The organism is Citrobacter sp. Cpo065, from assembly GCF_030332805.1.
In the GTDB taxonomy this organism is placed as follows: Bacteria; Pseudomonadota; Gammaproteobacteria; order Enterobacterales; family Enterobacteriaceae; genus Citrobacter; species Citrobacter portucalensis.
In genome coordinates, this window is record NZ_JAOWHC010000035.1 from 342852 (window position 1) to 358348 (window position 15497).

Consider the following 15497-nt stretch of genomic DNA (forward strand, 5'->3'; position numbering starts at 1 on the left):
AATGGCAGAAATCGTTAACTTTTTAACGTCTCAATGACAGCCTGATGCGCACCGTATTGGGCAATGCGTTGCCAGGCCTGCTGAATGGCCGCGACAAACTGCGGATTCTGTACGAGATCGATGGCGAAAATCTCGCGCAGCGAAAGCAGGGCGTTGACGCGTTCTGACTCTGTGCTCTGTTTAACCAGAGCGGCAATTTTTTCACTCAACGGGTCACGAACATCAATAGCGGTGCCTGAATCATCCACGCCGCTCACATAACGCATCCAGCCTGCGACGCCGAGCGCCAGCAGTGGCCACTCACTTTGGCGGGCTAAATGTACGCGGATCCCTTCCAACATGCGCTGGGGTAATTTCTGGCTACCGTCCATCGCGATTTGCCAGGTTTTATGTTTCAACGCTGGGTTGGCAAAACGCTCCAACAGGCTTAGGGCATACTGGTCTAAATCCACATCGGTAATTTGCAGCGTAGGTGCCTGTTCGTTGAGCATCAGGCGGTAAGCGGCTTCACGAAATGCGCTGTCCTGCATACAGTCGCTGATGTGCTGGAACCCGGCCAGATAGCCGAGATAAGCGAGAAACGAATGACTGCCGTTCAGCATCCGCAGTTTCATTTGTTCCCACGGCAACACATTTTCGACCATCTGGACGCCCGCCGTTTCCCATTGTGGGCGGCCACACACAAAATTATCTTCAATCACCCACTGGATAAACGGTTCGCAGCTGATTGCGCAAGGATCGGCAACCCCCAGCTCGCGGGCAATTTCGGCCAGTGACTCTTCAGTGGCGGCAGGGACAATGCGGTCGACCATGGTGCCAGGGAAACTGACATGCTCCTGAATCCAGGTTGCCAGTTCCGGTGAACGTTTCTCCGCCATTCCAAGGACGGCGTTTTTTACCACATGACCATTGTCCGGGATGTTATCGCAAGAGAGGACGGTAAACGGCTGTAGCCCGCGTTCACGTCGACGGTGTAGGGCTTCAACAATAATTCCGGGGGCAGAGTGCGGTTCAGTCGGTGTTTGCAGATCGTGAGCAATACGTGGATTACTGAGGTCTAGCGAGCCTGTCGCCGGATCGATGCAGTAGCCTTTTTCTGTGATGGTTAGCGAGACAATAGCCACCTGAGGTTCGCAGAATTTTTCGATAATGGCCGCCAGCGAATCCAGCCTGGCGTTGAGACATTCGTTGACGGCACCGATAACAATTGGCTGGTTGCCGTTGGCCCCTTTTTCCAGCACGGTAAATAAATGATCCTGTTCGCGCAGTTGGCTCATCAGTCGATCGCCGCTGAATAGACTGATCTCACAAATACCCCAGTCTCCACCCTGCGCATTCAGCACCCTGTCGGTTAGTAACGCCTGATGGGCGCGGTGAAAAGCACCGAAACCAAAATGCACAATCCGCGTTTTTAATTGCTGGCGGTCGTATTGCGGCATCATGACATTTTCCGCCAGTGGCGCTGAGGCAATAGTTTTCATTTAATACACCTGATTAACCATAAATTAACAATGGCAGTATAAAGTTATATGACAACAAATTGAATTGGTGTGCCTCATTTATCCGGGGAATGTGAGCTTGATCAACCAATCATCGGCAATGTGTTGATCAGTTGACGGATGCCTGTATGGTAGTCGTCATTAAGATGATTTAATTTGGTATAACAACTTGTGAGGTGAAACAATGGAACAAACCTGGCGTTGGTACGGACCTAACGATCCGGTATCGCTTGATGATGTGCGTCAGGCTGGCGCAACGGGTGTTGTGACCGCCTTGCACCATATTCCAAACGGTGAAGTGTGGCCGGTAGAAGACATTCAGCAGCGTCAGGCCATTCTGGCTGAAAAAGGGCTGACCTGGTCGGTAGTGGAAAGTATCCCTGTCCACGAAGATATCAAAACGCGTTCAGGTCAATATCAAACGTGGATTGCCAACTATCAGCAGAGTATCCGTAATCTGGCGACCTGTGGTATCGATACGGTGTGCTATAACTTCATGCCGATCCTCGACTGGACGCGTACCGACCTCGAATATCAGCTGCCGGATGGTTCCAAAGCGCTGCGTTTTGACCAGATTGCTTTTGCGGCCTTCGAACTTCACATTCTGCAACGCCCGGGAGCTGAAGCGGATTATACCGCCGAAGAACAACGCCAGGCGCTGGACTACTTCAATGCCATGAGCGATGTAGAAATTGAAAAGCTGACCCGCAATATCATTGCTGGTCTGCCTGGTGCAGAAGAGGGCTATACGCTGGATCAGTTCCGTGCGCGTCTCGCTGAATACGACGGCATCAGCAAGGACGATCTGCGCGATAATATGGCGGTATTCCTGCGGGCGATTGTGCCAGTGGCAGAAGAAGTCGGCGTGCGTCTGGCCGTGCATCCTGACGATCCGCCGCGCCCGATCCTTGGCCTGCCGCGTATCGTTTCGACTATCGAAGATATGCAGTGGCTGAAAGAAACGGTCGACAGCATAAATAACGGTTTCACCATGTGCACCGGTTCTTACGGCGTGCGCGCTGATAACGATCTGGTGAAAATGATCGAAACCTTTGGCGATCGTATCCACTTCACGCACCTGCGCTCAACCTGTCGTGAAGATAACCCGAAAACCTTCCACGAAGGTGCGCACCTGCAGGGCGATGTGGATATGGTATCGGTGGTGGCTGCCATTTTGAGCGAAGAGCAGCGGCGTAAAAAAGCGGGCGACCTGCGTCCTATCCCGATGCGTCCGGATCATGGACACCAGATGCTTGACGATCTGCACAAGAAAACTAATCCGGGCTACTCTGCGATTGGTCGCCTGAAAGGCCTGGCAGAAGTCCGCGGCGTTGAGCTGGCGCTGAAACAAACGCAGTTCCGCGATCTGCTGTAAGTCTAATAACAGGGATTGCGCGACAGGCGCGATCCCTGATTTCATCAAGGCTGCGCGAGCGCCTGCTCCAGCACTGCCAGCACTTTATTGATCTGCTGTATCTGCAATCCACCAAATCCAAAAAACATAACAGCATCGCTGTTCTCTTTGCGCCATGCGGCTTCTGATCCATTTTCTATATCCGGCAGAGTGTCGAAACGGATCCCGGCCAACAGGCAGCATTGCTGCAACCTGGTGATGAATTCTGCGTGTCTGTCAATGCGTAACGAGAGGTGCAGACCTGCCGTTGCGCCAGCGATTTTCCCTTCGGGAAACAGAGTGGAAAGGCCATCGCGTAACAGGGTGAGGCGCGTCGCATAGCTGCAGGCCAGCTTGCTGATATGCGTATAAAACACCTGATTTTGCATCAGTTCGGCCAAAAATTGCTGCAACAACCACTGGCTGCCGTTGTTATTGAGCGCTTTCATATTCTGTACCGCCGGAAGCAGTTCATCAGGGCAAATAAGATAGCCAAGCCGTGCGCCTGGCCCCAGCGTTTTAGAAAATGTCCCCATGTAGATAACCCGGTTGTGATAATCCATGGCTTTCAGCGCGGGAAGGGGATTTTCCCCATAGGTAAAAACGGCATCGTAATCATCTTCAATGATGTAAGCGCCGACGCGTTGCGCCCACGTTAATAATGACTGACGGCGCTCCAGTGAAAGCACGCTTCCCATCGGATACTGATGCGCTGGAGTAACATAACAAAGCTGGGTTTCATACTCGGGTAAATTATCTGTTTGCAGCCCGTGGTTATCTACGGCAATTGACGTAATGTCTGCACCGTAATAATTAAAAAGATGCCATGCGCCAGAATAACAAGGGGATTCCGTCACAATATGGCACTTTTTTTGCTGACTGACAGCATGATGAATAATAAATATTTGGCTGAGCAGTGATAATCCTTCCTGAATCCCGTTGGTAATGATGATGTTCTCTGCTCGGGTATTAATTCCGCGGGATAAATTAAGGTATCTGACCAATTGCTCACGCAGCGAAAATAATCCACTTGGTGAATGGTATCGGGTAAATAATTGTTCTTTAAGTATGCTTGGAGCATTATTCCATTTCCGCCAACTTGACCAGGGAAAAGCGTTGGGATCGGGGACGCCCATCCGACAGTAGCACTCTCGTCCAGGCTCGGCGTAAACATCGGTTGAGACTCCGGCAGCTTTAGGTTTTGTCGGCGGAGAACCCTGGGTAACGGGCACATGCGTTGGTGTTATACGTACAGGCGTTGTGAATATCACTTCATAGCCGATGCCGTGTCGGCTCTTGATTAACCCTGCAGCCATAAGCTTATCATAGGCCATCACTACCGTTATTTTGGCTACGTTCAATACCTGAGCCTGCTCGCGAATAGAGGGAAGCTTATCGCCACAAAGCAAATCTCCCCGCTGAATAGTCTGGAAATAAAATTGAAAAATTTGCAATTGCAGCGGAGTGCGGAGTTCTCTATTGAGCGTTAATGTAAGCATGAGGAATTCCTTATTAATATATAGCCACTATATTACGAATTTCTCGCTTTTACTATTTGATACACCTCATGGAGTAGCGGCTGTTCCTATAGCTTGCCATCGCTGTCTCTATTTTTGATTTTTATTATCCCTTAGCGTGTCGCTATTAAAAAAATGGAGGCAAGCATGTCGTGGATAAGAAAGAACGCACTGTGGTGCGTATTGGCTGGGGCGGTGGCAATGGCCCTGGCTATTTGGGGAACGTGGCAAGGCGTTCATTACACCAGTACCACCGAATTTTGTTTATCGTGTCACTCGATGCGCACGGCTGGAGAGGAATATAAAACCAGCGTGCATTTTCGTAACGCATCTGGTGTGCGGGCTGAGTGTAAGGATTGTCATATCCCCCCGGGTGTTGTTCCAACGCTTATTCGTAAAACTGAAGCCTTAAACGACCTCTATCACACCTTTATTTCTCCTTCTATCGATACTCCTGAAAAGTTTGCTGCCAAACGCCCGGAGCTGGCTCAGCGGGAGTGGGCACGCATGAGCGCGAATAATTCAGCGGCGTGTAAATCCTGCCATAGCTATGAGGCAATGGATCATGGCAAGCAATCGGCAAACGCGGCTGCGCAAATGACCGCAGCGGCAGCAAAAGACAGTAACTGTATCGATTGTCACAAAGGAATAGCCCATCACAAACCCGATATGAGCAGCGGTTTTCGCGATCGCTATAAGCAGCTACAGCGTCAAGGAGATACGCCAACGGATGCGACCACACTGTTTTCATTAAGCGAAAAATCACTGGCGGCAACGGCAGGGAGTCCGGTCGGGAAGGCGCTGTTATTTCCTGCTACCGAGGTCAAGGTGCTGAAAAAAGAAGGCAGTAACGTGCAGCTCGAAATCACGGGCTGGCGAGAAAGCAAAGGGCGTGGACGGGTGATCACTCAGTATATGGGGAAACGCGTTTTCTCCGCCGTTCTCGATGAGCCCCTGATGGCGAACGTAAAAGTGCTACAAACCCAGGTCGATCCTGACTCACATCAGGAATGGCAGCATGTGAGCGTCACCGCCTGGACCACCGATCAGGACTTTATCAACACGCTTGCGCCAATCTGGGAATACTCAGATCAAATGCTGCAATCCACCTGTAGTGCCTGTCATAGCACTCCTCCTACAACCCGATATACCGCTAACGGCTGGATCGCCGGACTGAAAGCCATGTCGACCTATTACCGGCTTAATCCGGTGGAGGAACGTACGTTGTTGAAATACCTCCAGACCCACGCCAGCGATGTGTCTGAAACCAACAAAAAGTAAGGATAATGTATGGATATTCATGACTTTAATCCGTCCCGCCGCCGTTTTCTCAACGGAATGCTGGCGGTGGGGGCTGCCAGCGCACTGGCGCCTAATCCGCTGATATCAAAAGTGTGGGCGGCGGGGGAAAATCCCGAGCAGTGGATCCAATCTGGTTCGCACTATGGCGCTTTTGAAGCCAAAGTGGTCAACGGTGAGTGGACCAAAACCCGTCCGTTCAAACATGACAAATACCCCTGCGATATGCTGAACGCGGTGCGTGAAGTGGTCTACAACCCGTCGCGGGTACGCTACCCGATGGTGCGTCTGGACTGGCTGCGTAAGCGTGAGAAGTCAGATCGCAGTCAGCGCGGAGATAACCGTTTTGTTCGGGTCAGTTGGGATCAGGCGCTGGATCTGTTTTACGAAGAGCTGGAGCGGGTGCAAAAAACCTATGGCTCATCAGGCGTATTTACCGGGCTTGCCGACTGGCAAATGGTGGGCAAATACCATAAAGCGGGCGGGGCGATGGATCGGGGACTTGGCCTGCATGGTAGCTATGTGACAACCGTCGGCGACTATTCTGCGGCAGCGGCACAAGTCATTTTACCGCATGTGATTGGTTCGCTGGAAGTTTATGAGCAGCAGACGTCGCTCCCGCTGGTGATTCAAAACAGCAATACCATCGTGCTGTGGGGCTGCGATCCGATCAAGAACCTGCAGATCGAGTTTTTGGTTCCCGATCACGATGCGTTTGGCTACTGGCAGCAGATTAAAGAGGCGGTAGCGCAGGGTAAGATGCGCGTTATCAGTGTTGATCCGGTGCGGAGCAAGTCGCAAAACTATCTTGGCTGCGAGCAGTTGGCGTTGCGGCCACAAACCGATGTGGCGTTAATGCTGGCGCTGGCGCATACCTTGTACGAAGAAAAACTGTACGACACGGCGTTTATTACCGATTACACCGTCGGCTTTGAGCAGTTTTTGCCGTATCTGCTGGGCGAAACCGATAAACAGCCGAAAAATGCCGAATGGGCGGCAGAAATCTGCGGCCTGACGGCAGAGCAGATCCGAGACTTCGCCCGCCTGTTGGTGAAAGGTCGGACACAGTTTATGGGCGGTTGGTGCGTACAACGCATGCACCATGGTGAGCAGTATCCGTGGATGCTGGTGGTGCTGGCCAGCATGGTCGGTCAAATTGGTTTGCCCGGCGGCGGGGTAGGATTTGGCTGGCACTACAACGGCGGTGGTACGGTAACATCCGCCGGGCCTGTGCTCTCTGGGCTGGGAGGGATCACGAATCCCCCGCAGGCAAAGTACAACGCGGATTTTCGCGGCGTATCGGAGCATATCCCCACTTCGCGTATCGTTGACTGCCTTCTTGAGCCGGGCAAAAAGGTTGCCTTTAACGGCGAGACGTTAACCTGGCCTGACATCAAAATGGCGATCTACAGCGCGGCGAATCCATTTCATGCGCAGCAGGACAGGAATCGCATGATCGACGCGTGGAAGAAGCTGGAAACCGTGGTGGTGTTGGATCACCAATGGACCGCGTCGTGCCGTTTTGCCGATATCGTCCTGCCCGTTACCACCCGCTTTGAACGTAACGATATTGAGCAGTTCGGTACGCATTCGAATAAAGGGTTGATGGCGTTGCATCAGATCGTCAAACCGCAATATGAAGCGCGACATGATTTTGATGTATTTGCCGGGCTGTGTAAGCGCTTTGACAAGGAAGCGGTGTACCGTGAAAACCGTGATGAAATGCAGTGGATACAGGCGCTTTATGACGAAGGCGTGAAGATGGGGGCATCGCTCGGCGTCTCATTACCGGATTTCACAACGTTCTGGCAGGGTGACGGATATATTGAATATCCGCCGGGTCAGCCGTGGGTACGTCACGGCGAGTTTCGCGACCAGCCAGACCTGAATCCGCTGGGAACGCCATCAGGTCTGATTGAAATCTACAGCAAAACCATCGCGGGCTTTGCCTATGAGGATTGTCCGGGGCATCCGGTGTGGATGGAACCCTTTGAGCGTACCCATAGTGGCAAAAAAGATAAATACCCACTGCATCTGCAATCCTGCCATCCGGATAAACGTCTGCATTCCCAACTGTGCTCTAGCGAGGTGTTTCGCAACACCTATGCGGTTGCCGGAAGAGAACCGCTTTATATCAGTGAACAGGATGCCACCGCTCGTGGCTTAAAAGCCGGTGATATCGCCCGCGTCTTCAACGCTCGTGGTCAGGTACTGGCTGGCGTAGTTGTCAGTCCGGATTTTTCCCCTGGCGTGGTCCGTATTCATGAAGGTGCATGGTACTCCCCGCAGGAAGGGGGGAAAGCCGGGACATTATGCACCTATGGCGACCCGAACGTGCTGAGCGCGGATATCGGTACTTCACAGCTGGCCCAGGGGCCTTCAGCGCATACCGTGCTGGTGGAGGTCGAGCGTTATCAGCAGAAAGCCCCGCAGGTGACGGCTTTCGGTGGTCCGCAGATTGTGAAAGAGGAGGGGACCAGTGCAGCATAAGCAAATTCATCAGCAGCGGGCAGCTGTGTACCAGTGGTTTTCGCAACTGTTATTTCGTGAGCTGGATGAAAAACAGCTTGCCAGTCTGGAAAACGGCGATAGCCAGGCTTGGATTGCCTCACTGGCGGCGGTTCCTGGAGTGTCTGCCGAGGTTAAACGTTTTGAGCATAGCCTGGGCCGGGTTTTGCGGCGCGACTCCCGACAACTGGAGCTGGCAGCAGATTTTGCCTCGCTGTTTCTGCTGGCCCCGCCAGCTAGTGTTTCTCCCTATGCAGGGCACTATCCACACACGACAGCGGCAGAAGAACGTCGGCAAATGAATGTGCTGCTGATTGAGCAAGGTCTGGCAGCGCGAGAGAATGAACCCTCCGATCATATTGCTGTGCAGTTGGCATTAATGGCGAGGATGGTTGCTAAAGAGGAGAGGCTATCGGCGCAATATTACTTTTTGCATCATCATATGATGTGCTGGGCGCCATTGCTACGCGATGCCTGCCTGGCGCGAGATGAACAGGGGTTTTACCCGCAGGCGGTGAATCTGATAGTGCGTTTTATGCAAGAGGATGAACAGTATCTGGAATCGCTGTTAATGGATGATTTTTATCTCAGCAGCCAGCGCTGAAAATGAAAAAAGGGACAGCCTGCGTTGTAATGCCAGTCAGTTAAGCATTATGGAGCATATTTTATTGCGGCATAGGGTTCCGTTCACCTCAGCGGAGTCATTTCTCTGAAGCGCAGATACCCGTGAACGTGCAAGGGAGGCTCACCGCCGCCTCCCTTGCAACCCTGGCTCCCGGCGGGATTGTTAAGGGTACGGCGATAGTACCCTTAACACGTTCACAGGCAGTATCGTTTCAGAGAAGTGATATCACTAAAGTGAACGGAACATTTTGCCAGAGACAACATGTCATTATCTTTGGTTCACCTGTAACGACAGGAGCTTAATCTGCACGGCCCATATAGCGACGTTCTTCGATATGAATACGGATTTTTTCACCCGCACTCAGATACTCAGGAACCTGGATCACCAGACCGGTGCTCAGGGTTGCTGGTTTGTTGCGCGCACTCGCTGAAGCACCTTTAATCCCCGGTGAGGTTTCAACGATTTCCAGGTCTACGGTCTGCGGCAGTTCAAGCGCCAGCAGTTGGCCGTCCCAGGTCAGGACCTGCATGTCCGGCATCCCGCCTTCCGGCATGAACAGCAGCTCTTCTTCAATCTGGTCTTTGGTGAAGGTATACGGGGTATAGTCTTCTTTATCCATAAAGATGTATTCGTTGCCATCGACGTAGGAGAAATCAACTCCACGACGGCTCAGAGTGACGGTATCCACGATATCGTCACCTTTGAAGCGCTCTTCAACTTTCAGACCGGTACGCACATCAGAAAAACGCATTTTGTACAGCGTGGCTGCACCACGTGCAGACGGTGATTGAATATCGATATCTTTTACAATCAGCAGTTTGCCATTGTAGTTCAGTACCATACCTTTTTTAATTTCGTTCGCTCTTGGCATCGAAAAAATCCTGTAGTGAGGAGTGTCTAAAATATCGCGTAAAACTACTCGCGCCGGGGCATTCAGGCAAGCGGAATTCATGCTTTTGCTGGTGCAAAAAAGGTGGTACTGTGCCCTTCCCGCACAATCCGATGGTTTACGATAAAGAGAGTACTGTATGGAATGCCGTCCGGATTGTGGTGCATGCTGCACCGCGCCTTCAATCTCCAGTCCCATCCCCGGTATGCCTGATGGCAAGCCCGCTAATACGCCCTGCGTTCAGTTGGATGAATCCCTGCGTTGCAAAATTTTTGCGTCGCCGCTACGACCAAAGGTGTGCGGCGGTTTACAGCCCAGTGCGGAAATGTGCGGGCGGACGACGCACCAGGCCATGGTTTATCTCATCGAGCTTGAAGCGCTAACCGCGCCTTAAACGTCCTTGATGCGCGCCAGGCACACGACGGTGGCGACGATCATCACCAGTGCAAACCAGAACACCGCGTGATAGTTCCAAATTTCAGCGGCAATCCCCGCCAGCGATCCGGCAATAATCCAGCCCACGCGAATGGTATTCGTATAGAGGGTGGTGGCTGAACCCGCCTGTCCCGGCATCAGGTCCTGGAAATAGAGCATACCAATCCCGCCGAGAATACCGATGTAAATCGCGTTCAGCAGCTGTAAGCCAAGCAATATCGCCGGAGAGTGAGCCAGCAGCATACCGGCATAAAAGAAGAATCCGGCAACCACGGCAATTCTCATCAACAGACGTTTACCCAGACGCTTTGCAAAATAGCCAGCAATCAGCATGGTTGGGATTTCCAGTCCGGCTGCGGTGCCCATCATGATGCCCGCCAGTTTTTCCGGCAGATGCAGTTCGTTGATGATAAACAGCGGCATATTAATGATATAGAGACTATTGGTTCCCCACATTAATGTGCAGATAACAAACAGCAGCAACGTGTCGCGTCGATTGCGGCGCGGGGCCTCAACTGCGCCTGTCGCGAGAGGCACGTTTTTACTCATTGAGGGTAAAAACAGCCAGACCATTACGCCGCAGACAACAAACGCCACCGCCGCGCTGAGATACATGACCGTAAAGCTGAATCCCATGGCCAGCGCGTAGGCCAGCGGCGGGCCAATTACCCAGGCCAGCGAAACCTGCGCACGTAATATTGAGCTGAACATGACGGCTTCCCGACCTGTGCGGTCGGCGTGTTCACGGGCGAGAGCAAACATTTGCGGGTTGGCGGTCGATCCAAAGCTGCTGAGGAATACCCCGACAAACAGCAAGATAAAATAATTACGGTTCCAGGCGAACAGCACGCAGGCCAGCATCCCCAGCACGCAGCAAAACACAATCAGGTTCTTGCGATCGCCTTTTCTATCTGAACGTCCGGCCAGAAACTGACTTACCAGAATACCGATCACAGCGCTACCGGTAAAAAAGAACCCGACCATGCCGGGACGGGCGTGGACTTCATCCGTCAGAAAAAGGCTGAGCGTTGGCGTCTGCAACGCACCGGCGATACCCGTCAGAAATGCGACAAGCAGGAACGCCGAAGACGTTAAATCAAACGCCTTGGGTGTGGCGGCTACGGGGGTGTTATGCATGTTTTGATATCAATGATGTGAAGAGACGCGGAGTTTACGCCGCTTGTCAGAAAATAAACAGGGAGCCAAATCAAAATCGGCATCAAAAATCAAAATAGCATTTCAGTCAAAGAATGCTGTTTGCTGACGTTGCTGAATCTGACAAGCTGACGGCGTTTTTGCGTCAGCATTTTTTTCTCCTTCGCAGAGAAAATGTGCGTTATCTCTAAATTCAGCAAGTAATTTGTCAACTTTACTTGTGTGCTGAAGAAAAAAGAGCAAGACTTCTTGAAACGTTTCAGCGTCATCTTGCCTTAACTGATGGAGTCGGGTGACGCCTTTTTTCTCATGTTGGCTGAATCGTTTCAATTCAGCGGGAGAGGAGAATCATGTTCCAGTTATCTGTTCAGGATATTCACCCGGGCGAACAGGCCGGGAATAAAGAAGAGGCTATTCGCCAGGTTGCCGCTGCCTTAGTGCAGGCGGGTAACGTCGCGGAAGGCTACGTCGATGGCATGCTGGCGCGCGAACAACAGACGTCCACGTTCCTCGGCAACGGTATTGCGATTCCTCACGGTACGACGGACACGCGCGATCAGGTACTGAAAACCGGTGTGCAGGTATTTCAGTTTCCGCAAGGCGTGACCTGGGGCGAAGGGCAGGTTGCTTATGTGGCAATCGGCATCGCCGCAAGCTCTGATGAACACCTCGGTTTACTGCGTCAGCTGACACACGTGCTGAGCGACGACTCCGTCGCTGAACAGCTGAAATCTGTGACCACGGCGGAAGAACTGCGTGCGCTGCTGATGGGTGAAAAGCAAAGTGAACAGCTGAAGCTTGATAACGAAACGCTGTCGCTGGATGTCGTGGCCAACTCGCTGGTGACGCTGCAGGCACTCAACGCGGCGCGCCTGAAAGAAGTCGGTGCGGTTGACGCCACCTTTGTAGCCAGAGCAATCAATGAGCAGCCGATGAATCTTGGTCAGGGGATCTGGCTGAATGACTGTGCTGAAGGTAACGTGCGTAGCGCCGTTGCGGTCAGCCGTGCAGCAACAGCGTTCGATGTACAAGGTGAAGCGGCAGCCCTGCTGGTGACCGTCGCCATGAATGACGATCAACCGGTTGCGGTGCTGAAGCGCCTTGGCGATCTGCTGCTGAACAATAAAGCTGACCGTTTGTTGAAAGCTGATGCGGCAACGGTGCTGGCGCTGCTGACCAGCGATGACGCCTTAACTGATGATGTACTGAGCGCCGAATTTATTGTGCGCAATGAGCATGGTTTACATGCCCGCCCGGGCACCATGCTGGTGAATACGATTAAACAATTTAACAGTGAAATTACCGTGACAAATCTTGATGGAACCGGCAAGCCGGCGAATGGACGCAGTCTGATGAAAGTTGTGGCGTTAGGCGTGAAGAAAGGACATCACCTGCGCTTTACTGCACAGGGCGAAGATGCTGAACAGGCGCTGAAGGCGATTGGCGAAGCCATCGCGGCAGGTCTTGGGGAGGGCGCGTAATGAGCAGACGTGTTGCTACTATCACCCTTAACCCGGCCTACGACCTGGTGGGCTTCTGCCCGGAAATTGAACGCGGTGAAGTGAACCTGGTTAAAACCACCGGTCTGCATGCGGCAGGGAAAGGGATCAACGTCGCTAAGGTTTTGAAGGATTTAGGTATCGATGTCACTGTGGGCGGCTTCCTGGGTAAAGACAACCAGGATGGTTTTCAGCAGTTGTTCAGCGAGCTGGGCATTGCCAACCGTTTTCAGGTCGTGCAGGGCCGTACCCGTATTAACGTCAAGCTGACCGAAAAAGACGGTGAAGTATCTGACTTCAATTTCTCTGGTTTTGAAGTTACCCCGGCTGACTGGGAACGCTTTGTAAATGATTCGCTGAGCTGGCTGGGCCAGTTCGACATGGTGTGCGTCAGCGGCAGTTTGCCAACCGGCGTGAGCCCGGAAGCCTTCACCGACTGGATGACGCGCCTGCGTAGTCAGTGTCCTTGCATTATCTTTGATAGTAGTCGTGAAGCGTTGGTAGCAGGTCTGAAAGCGGCACCATGGCTGGTGAAGCCAAACCGTCGCGAACTGGAAATCTGGGCCGGTCGTAAGCTGCCGGAAATGAAAGATGTGATTGAAGCGGCGCATGCGCTGCGTGAACAGGGGATCGCTCATGTGGTGATTTCACTCGGTGCGGAAGGTGCGCTGTGGGTTAACGCCTCAGGTGAGTGGATTGCTAAACCGCCGTCAGTTGAGGTGGTCAGCACCGTCGGCGCGGGTGATTCAATGGTTGGCGGTCTGATTTACGGTCTGCTGATGCGTGAGTCCAGCGAACATACCCTGCGTCTGGCGACGGCTGTTGCCGCCCTGGCGGTAAGCCAAAGTAATGTAGGCATTACCGATCGTCCTCAGTTGGCCGCAATGATGGCGCGTGTCGACTTAAAACCGTTTAACTGACAGCAGGAGAGGCATAATGAAAACGCTGCTGATTATTGACGCTAATCTCGGCCAGGCTCGCGCTTACATGGCGAAAACCCTGCTTGGAGCGGCGGCACAGAAAGCACATCTGGAAATTATTGATAATCCGAATGATGCCGAATTGGCAATTGTTCTTGGCGATACGCTTCCTGCCGACAGTTCGCTGAACGGCAAAAAAGTCTGGCTGGGCGACATTGGTCGTGCGGTTGCGCATCCTGAACTCTTCCTCAGCGAAGCTAAAGGCCATGCAAAACCCTACAGCGCCCCGGTTGCAACAGCACCTGTGGCCAGCAGTGGTCCAAAACGCGTGGTGGCGGTGACGGCGTGTCCGACCGGTGTTGCTCATACGTTTATGGCCGCTGAAGCGATTGAAACTGAAGCGAAAAAACGTGGCTGGTGGGTGAAGGTTGAAACCCGAGGTTCTGTTGGTGCAGGTAATGCCATTACGCCGGAAGAAGTAGCTCAGGCTGATCTGGTGATTGTGGCCGCTGACATTGAAGTTGATCTGGCGAAGTTTGCCGGCAAACCGATGTACCGCACCTCTACCGGTCTTGCGTTGAAGAAAACCAAGCAGGAGCTGGACAAAGCGCTGGAAGAAGCAACACCGTACCAGCCAACCGGTAAAGCGCAGACTTCAGCAACCGAAAATAAGAAAGAGAGCGCGGGGGCGTATCGTCACCTGCTGACGGGCGTCTCTTACATGCTGCCGATGGTGGTTGCTGGCGGTCTGTGTATTGCACTCTCGTTCGCTTTTGGTATCGAAGCGTTTAAAGAGCAGGGGACGCTGGCGGCGGCGCTGATGCAGATTGGCGGTGGTTCAGCCTTCGCGCTGATGGTGCCGGTACTGGCAGGTTATATCGCGTTTTCCATCGCTGACCGTCCGGGTCTGACGCCGGGTCTTATCGGCGGTATGCTGGCGGTAAGCACCGGTTCCGGCTTTATTGGCGGTATTATTGCTGGTTTCCTTGCCGGTTATGTGGCGAAGCTTATCAGCACGAAGCTGAAACTCCCGCAGAGTATGGAAGCGCTGAAACCGATCCTGATCATTCCGCTGTTCTCAAGCCTGGTGGTTGGTCTGGCCATGATTTACCTGATCGGCAAACCGGTGGCGGGTATTCTGGAAGGTTTGACTCACTGGCTGCAAACCATGGGTACGGCCAATGCGGTGCTGCTTGGCGCGATTCTTGGCGGCATGATGTGTACCGACATGGGTGGTCCGGTTAACAAGGCGGCGTATGCTTTCGGTGTGGGTCTGCTGAGTACGCAAACTTATGCGCCTATGGCAGCCATTATGGCTGCGGGTATGGTACCTCCGCTGGCTCTGGGTCTGGCAACGCTGGTTGCGCGTCGTAAGTTCGACAAAGCGCAGCAGGAAGGCGGTAAAGCTGCTCTGGTACTGGGCCTGTGCTTTATCACCGAAGGGGCAATCCCGTTCGCTGCCCGTGACCCAATGCGCGTTCTGCCTTGCTGTATCGTTGGTGGTGCGATTACCGGGGCTATCTCGATGGCGGTGGGTGCGAAGCTGATGGCACCACACGGCGGGCTGTTTGTCCTGTTAATCCCAGGCGCAATCACGCCGGTGTTAGGATACCTGCTGGCAATTATTGCCGGTACGCTGGTAGCCGGTCTCTCCTACGCGGTGCTGAAGCGCCCGGAAGCTGAGGTTGTGGCAAAGGCGGCCTGATTTAACGTCAATACCAGGGGCAGAGAATTCTCTGCCCCTTTTTTTATGCATTT

At 52.9% G+C, this 15497-nt stretch carries 12 protein-coding genes; 8 read left to right on the forward strand and 4 right to left on the reverse strand.

What is annotated here, in order from left to right:
* Positions 1-14: 14 nt before the first annotated feature.
* A complete protein-coding gene (locus tag OGY68_RS22165) occupies positions 15-1481 on the reverse strand; it encodes a mannitol dehydrogenase family protein (RefSeq protein ID WP_057066520.1) in 1467 nt (488 codons plus the stop codon).
* A 202-nt stretch (positions 1482-1683) separates the two neighbouring features.
* Here OGY68_RS22165 and uxuA point away from each other — a divergent pair, with 202 nt between their 5' ends.
* Positions 1684-2874 carry a mannonate dehydratase gene (gene uxuA, locus OGY68_RS22170; protein ID WP_286617507.1) on the forward strand — a complete coding sequence of 397 codons (1191 nt, stop codon included), beginning with the start codon at positions 1684-1686 and terminating at the stop codon, positions 2872-2874.
* Positions 2875-2918: 44 nt separating this feature from the next.
* Here the strand turns inward: uxuA and pdxR are convergent, their stop codons facing one another.
* Positions 2919-4391 (reverse strand): MocR-like pyridoxine biosynthesis transcription factor PdxR, encoded by a 1473-nt coding sequence (pdxR, locus tag OGY68_RS22175; RefSeq protein WP_286617509.1) that lies wholly within the window; start codon positions 4389-4391, stop codon positions 2919-2921.
* Positions 4392-4556: 165 nt separating this feature from the next.
* Here pdxR and torC point away from each other — a divergent pair, with 165 nt between their 5' ends.
* From torC to torD, 3 genes are read left to right on the forward strand one after another with little or no spacing between them, the layout of a single operon-like run.
* Positions 4557-5690, forward strand: a complete 1134-nt coding sequence (torC, locus tag OGY68_RS22180) for a pentaheme c-type cytochrome TorC (RefSeq protein ID WP_057066523.1) — start codon at positions 4557-4559, stop codon at positions 5688-5690.
* 9 nt (positions 5691-5699) lie between these two features.
* On the forward strand, positions 5700-8198 hold the full coding sequence (gene torA / locus OGY68_RS22185) for a trimethylamine-N-oxide reductase TorA (protein WP_057066524.1): 2499 nt from the start codon (positions 5700-5702) through the stop codon (positions 8196-8198).
* The gene (torD, locus tag OGY68_RS22190; RefSeq protein WP_057066525.1) at positions 8188-8820 is read left to right on the forward strand and encodes a molecular chaperone TorD; all 633 of its coding nucleotides are present in this window, start codon (positions 8188-8190) and stop codon (positions 8818-8820) included. Before torA ends, torD begins: the two co-directional genes overlap by 11 nt.
* Positions 8821-9139: 319 nt before the next feature.
* Here the strand turns inward: torD and yeiP are convergent, their stop codons facing one another.
* Entirely contained in the window at positions 9140-9712 is a 573-nt protein-coding gene (gene yeiP / locus OGY68_RS22195; RefSeq protein WP_003027452.1) for an elongation factor P-like protein YeiP, read from the reverse strand.
* Between the two features lie 157 nt (positions 9713-9869).
* Here yeiP and OGY68_RS22200 point away from each other — a divergent pair, with 157 nt between their 5' ends.
* Complete coding sequence (locus OGY68_RS22200) at positions 9870-10124, forward strand: YkgJ family cysteine cluster protein (protein ID WP_008785278.1); 255 nt, start codon at positions 9870-9872, stop codon at positions 10122-10124.
* On the opposite strand, the gene setB is transcribed toward OGY68_RS22200, so the two are convergent.
* Complete coding sequence (gene setB / locus OGY68_RS22205) at positions 10121-11302, reverse strand: sugar efflux transporter SetB (RefSeq protein ID WP_057066526.1); 1182 nt, start codon at positions 11300-11302, stop codon at positions 10121-10123. The genes OGY68_RS22200 and setB overlap by 4 nt on opposite strands.
* 368 nt (positions 11303-11670) lie before the next feature.
* Between setB and fruB the strand changes: the two genes are divergently transcribed.
* From fruB to fruA, 3 genes are read left to right on the forward strand one after another with little or no spacing between them, the layout of a single operon-like run.
* On the forward strand, positions 11671-12801 hold the full coding sequence (gene fruB / locus OGY68_RS22210; RefSeq protein WP_057066527.1) for a fused PTS fructose transporter subunit IIA/HPr protein: 1131 nt from the start codon (positions 11671-11673) through the stop codon (positions 12799-12801).
* The gene (gene fruK, locus OGY68_RS22215) at positions 12801-13739 is read left to right on the forward strand and encodes a 1-phosphofructokinase (RefSeq protein ID WP_003834544.1); all 939 of its coding nucleotides are present in this window, start codon (positions 12801-12803) and stop codon (positions 13737-13739) included. Before fruB ends, fruK begins: the two co-directional genes overlap by 1 nt.
* A gap of 16 nt (positions 13740-13755) precedes the next feature.
* The gene (gene fruA, locus OGY68_RS22220; protein ID WP_057066528.1) at positions 13756-15444 is read left to right on the forward strand and encodes a PTS fructose transporter subunit IIBC; all 1689 of its coding nucleotides are present in this window, start codon (positions 13756-13758) and stop codon (positions 15442-15444) included.
* Positions 15445-15497: the final 53 nt, after the last annotated feature.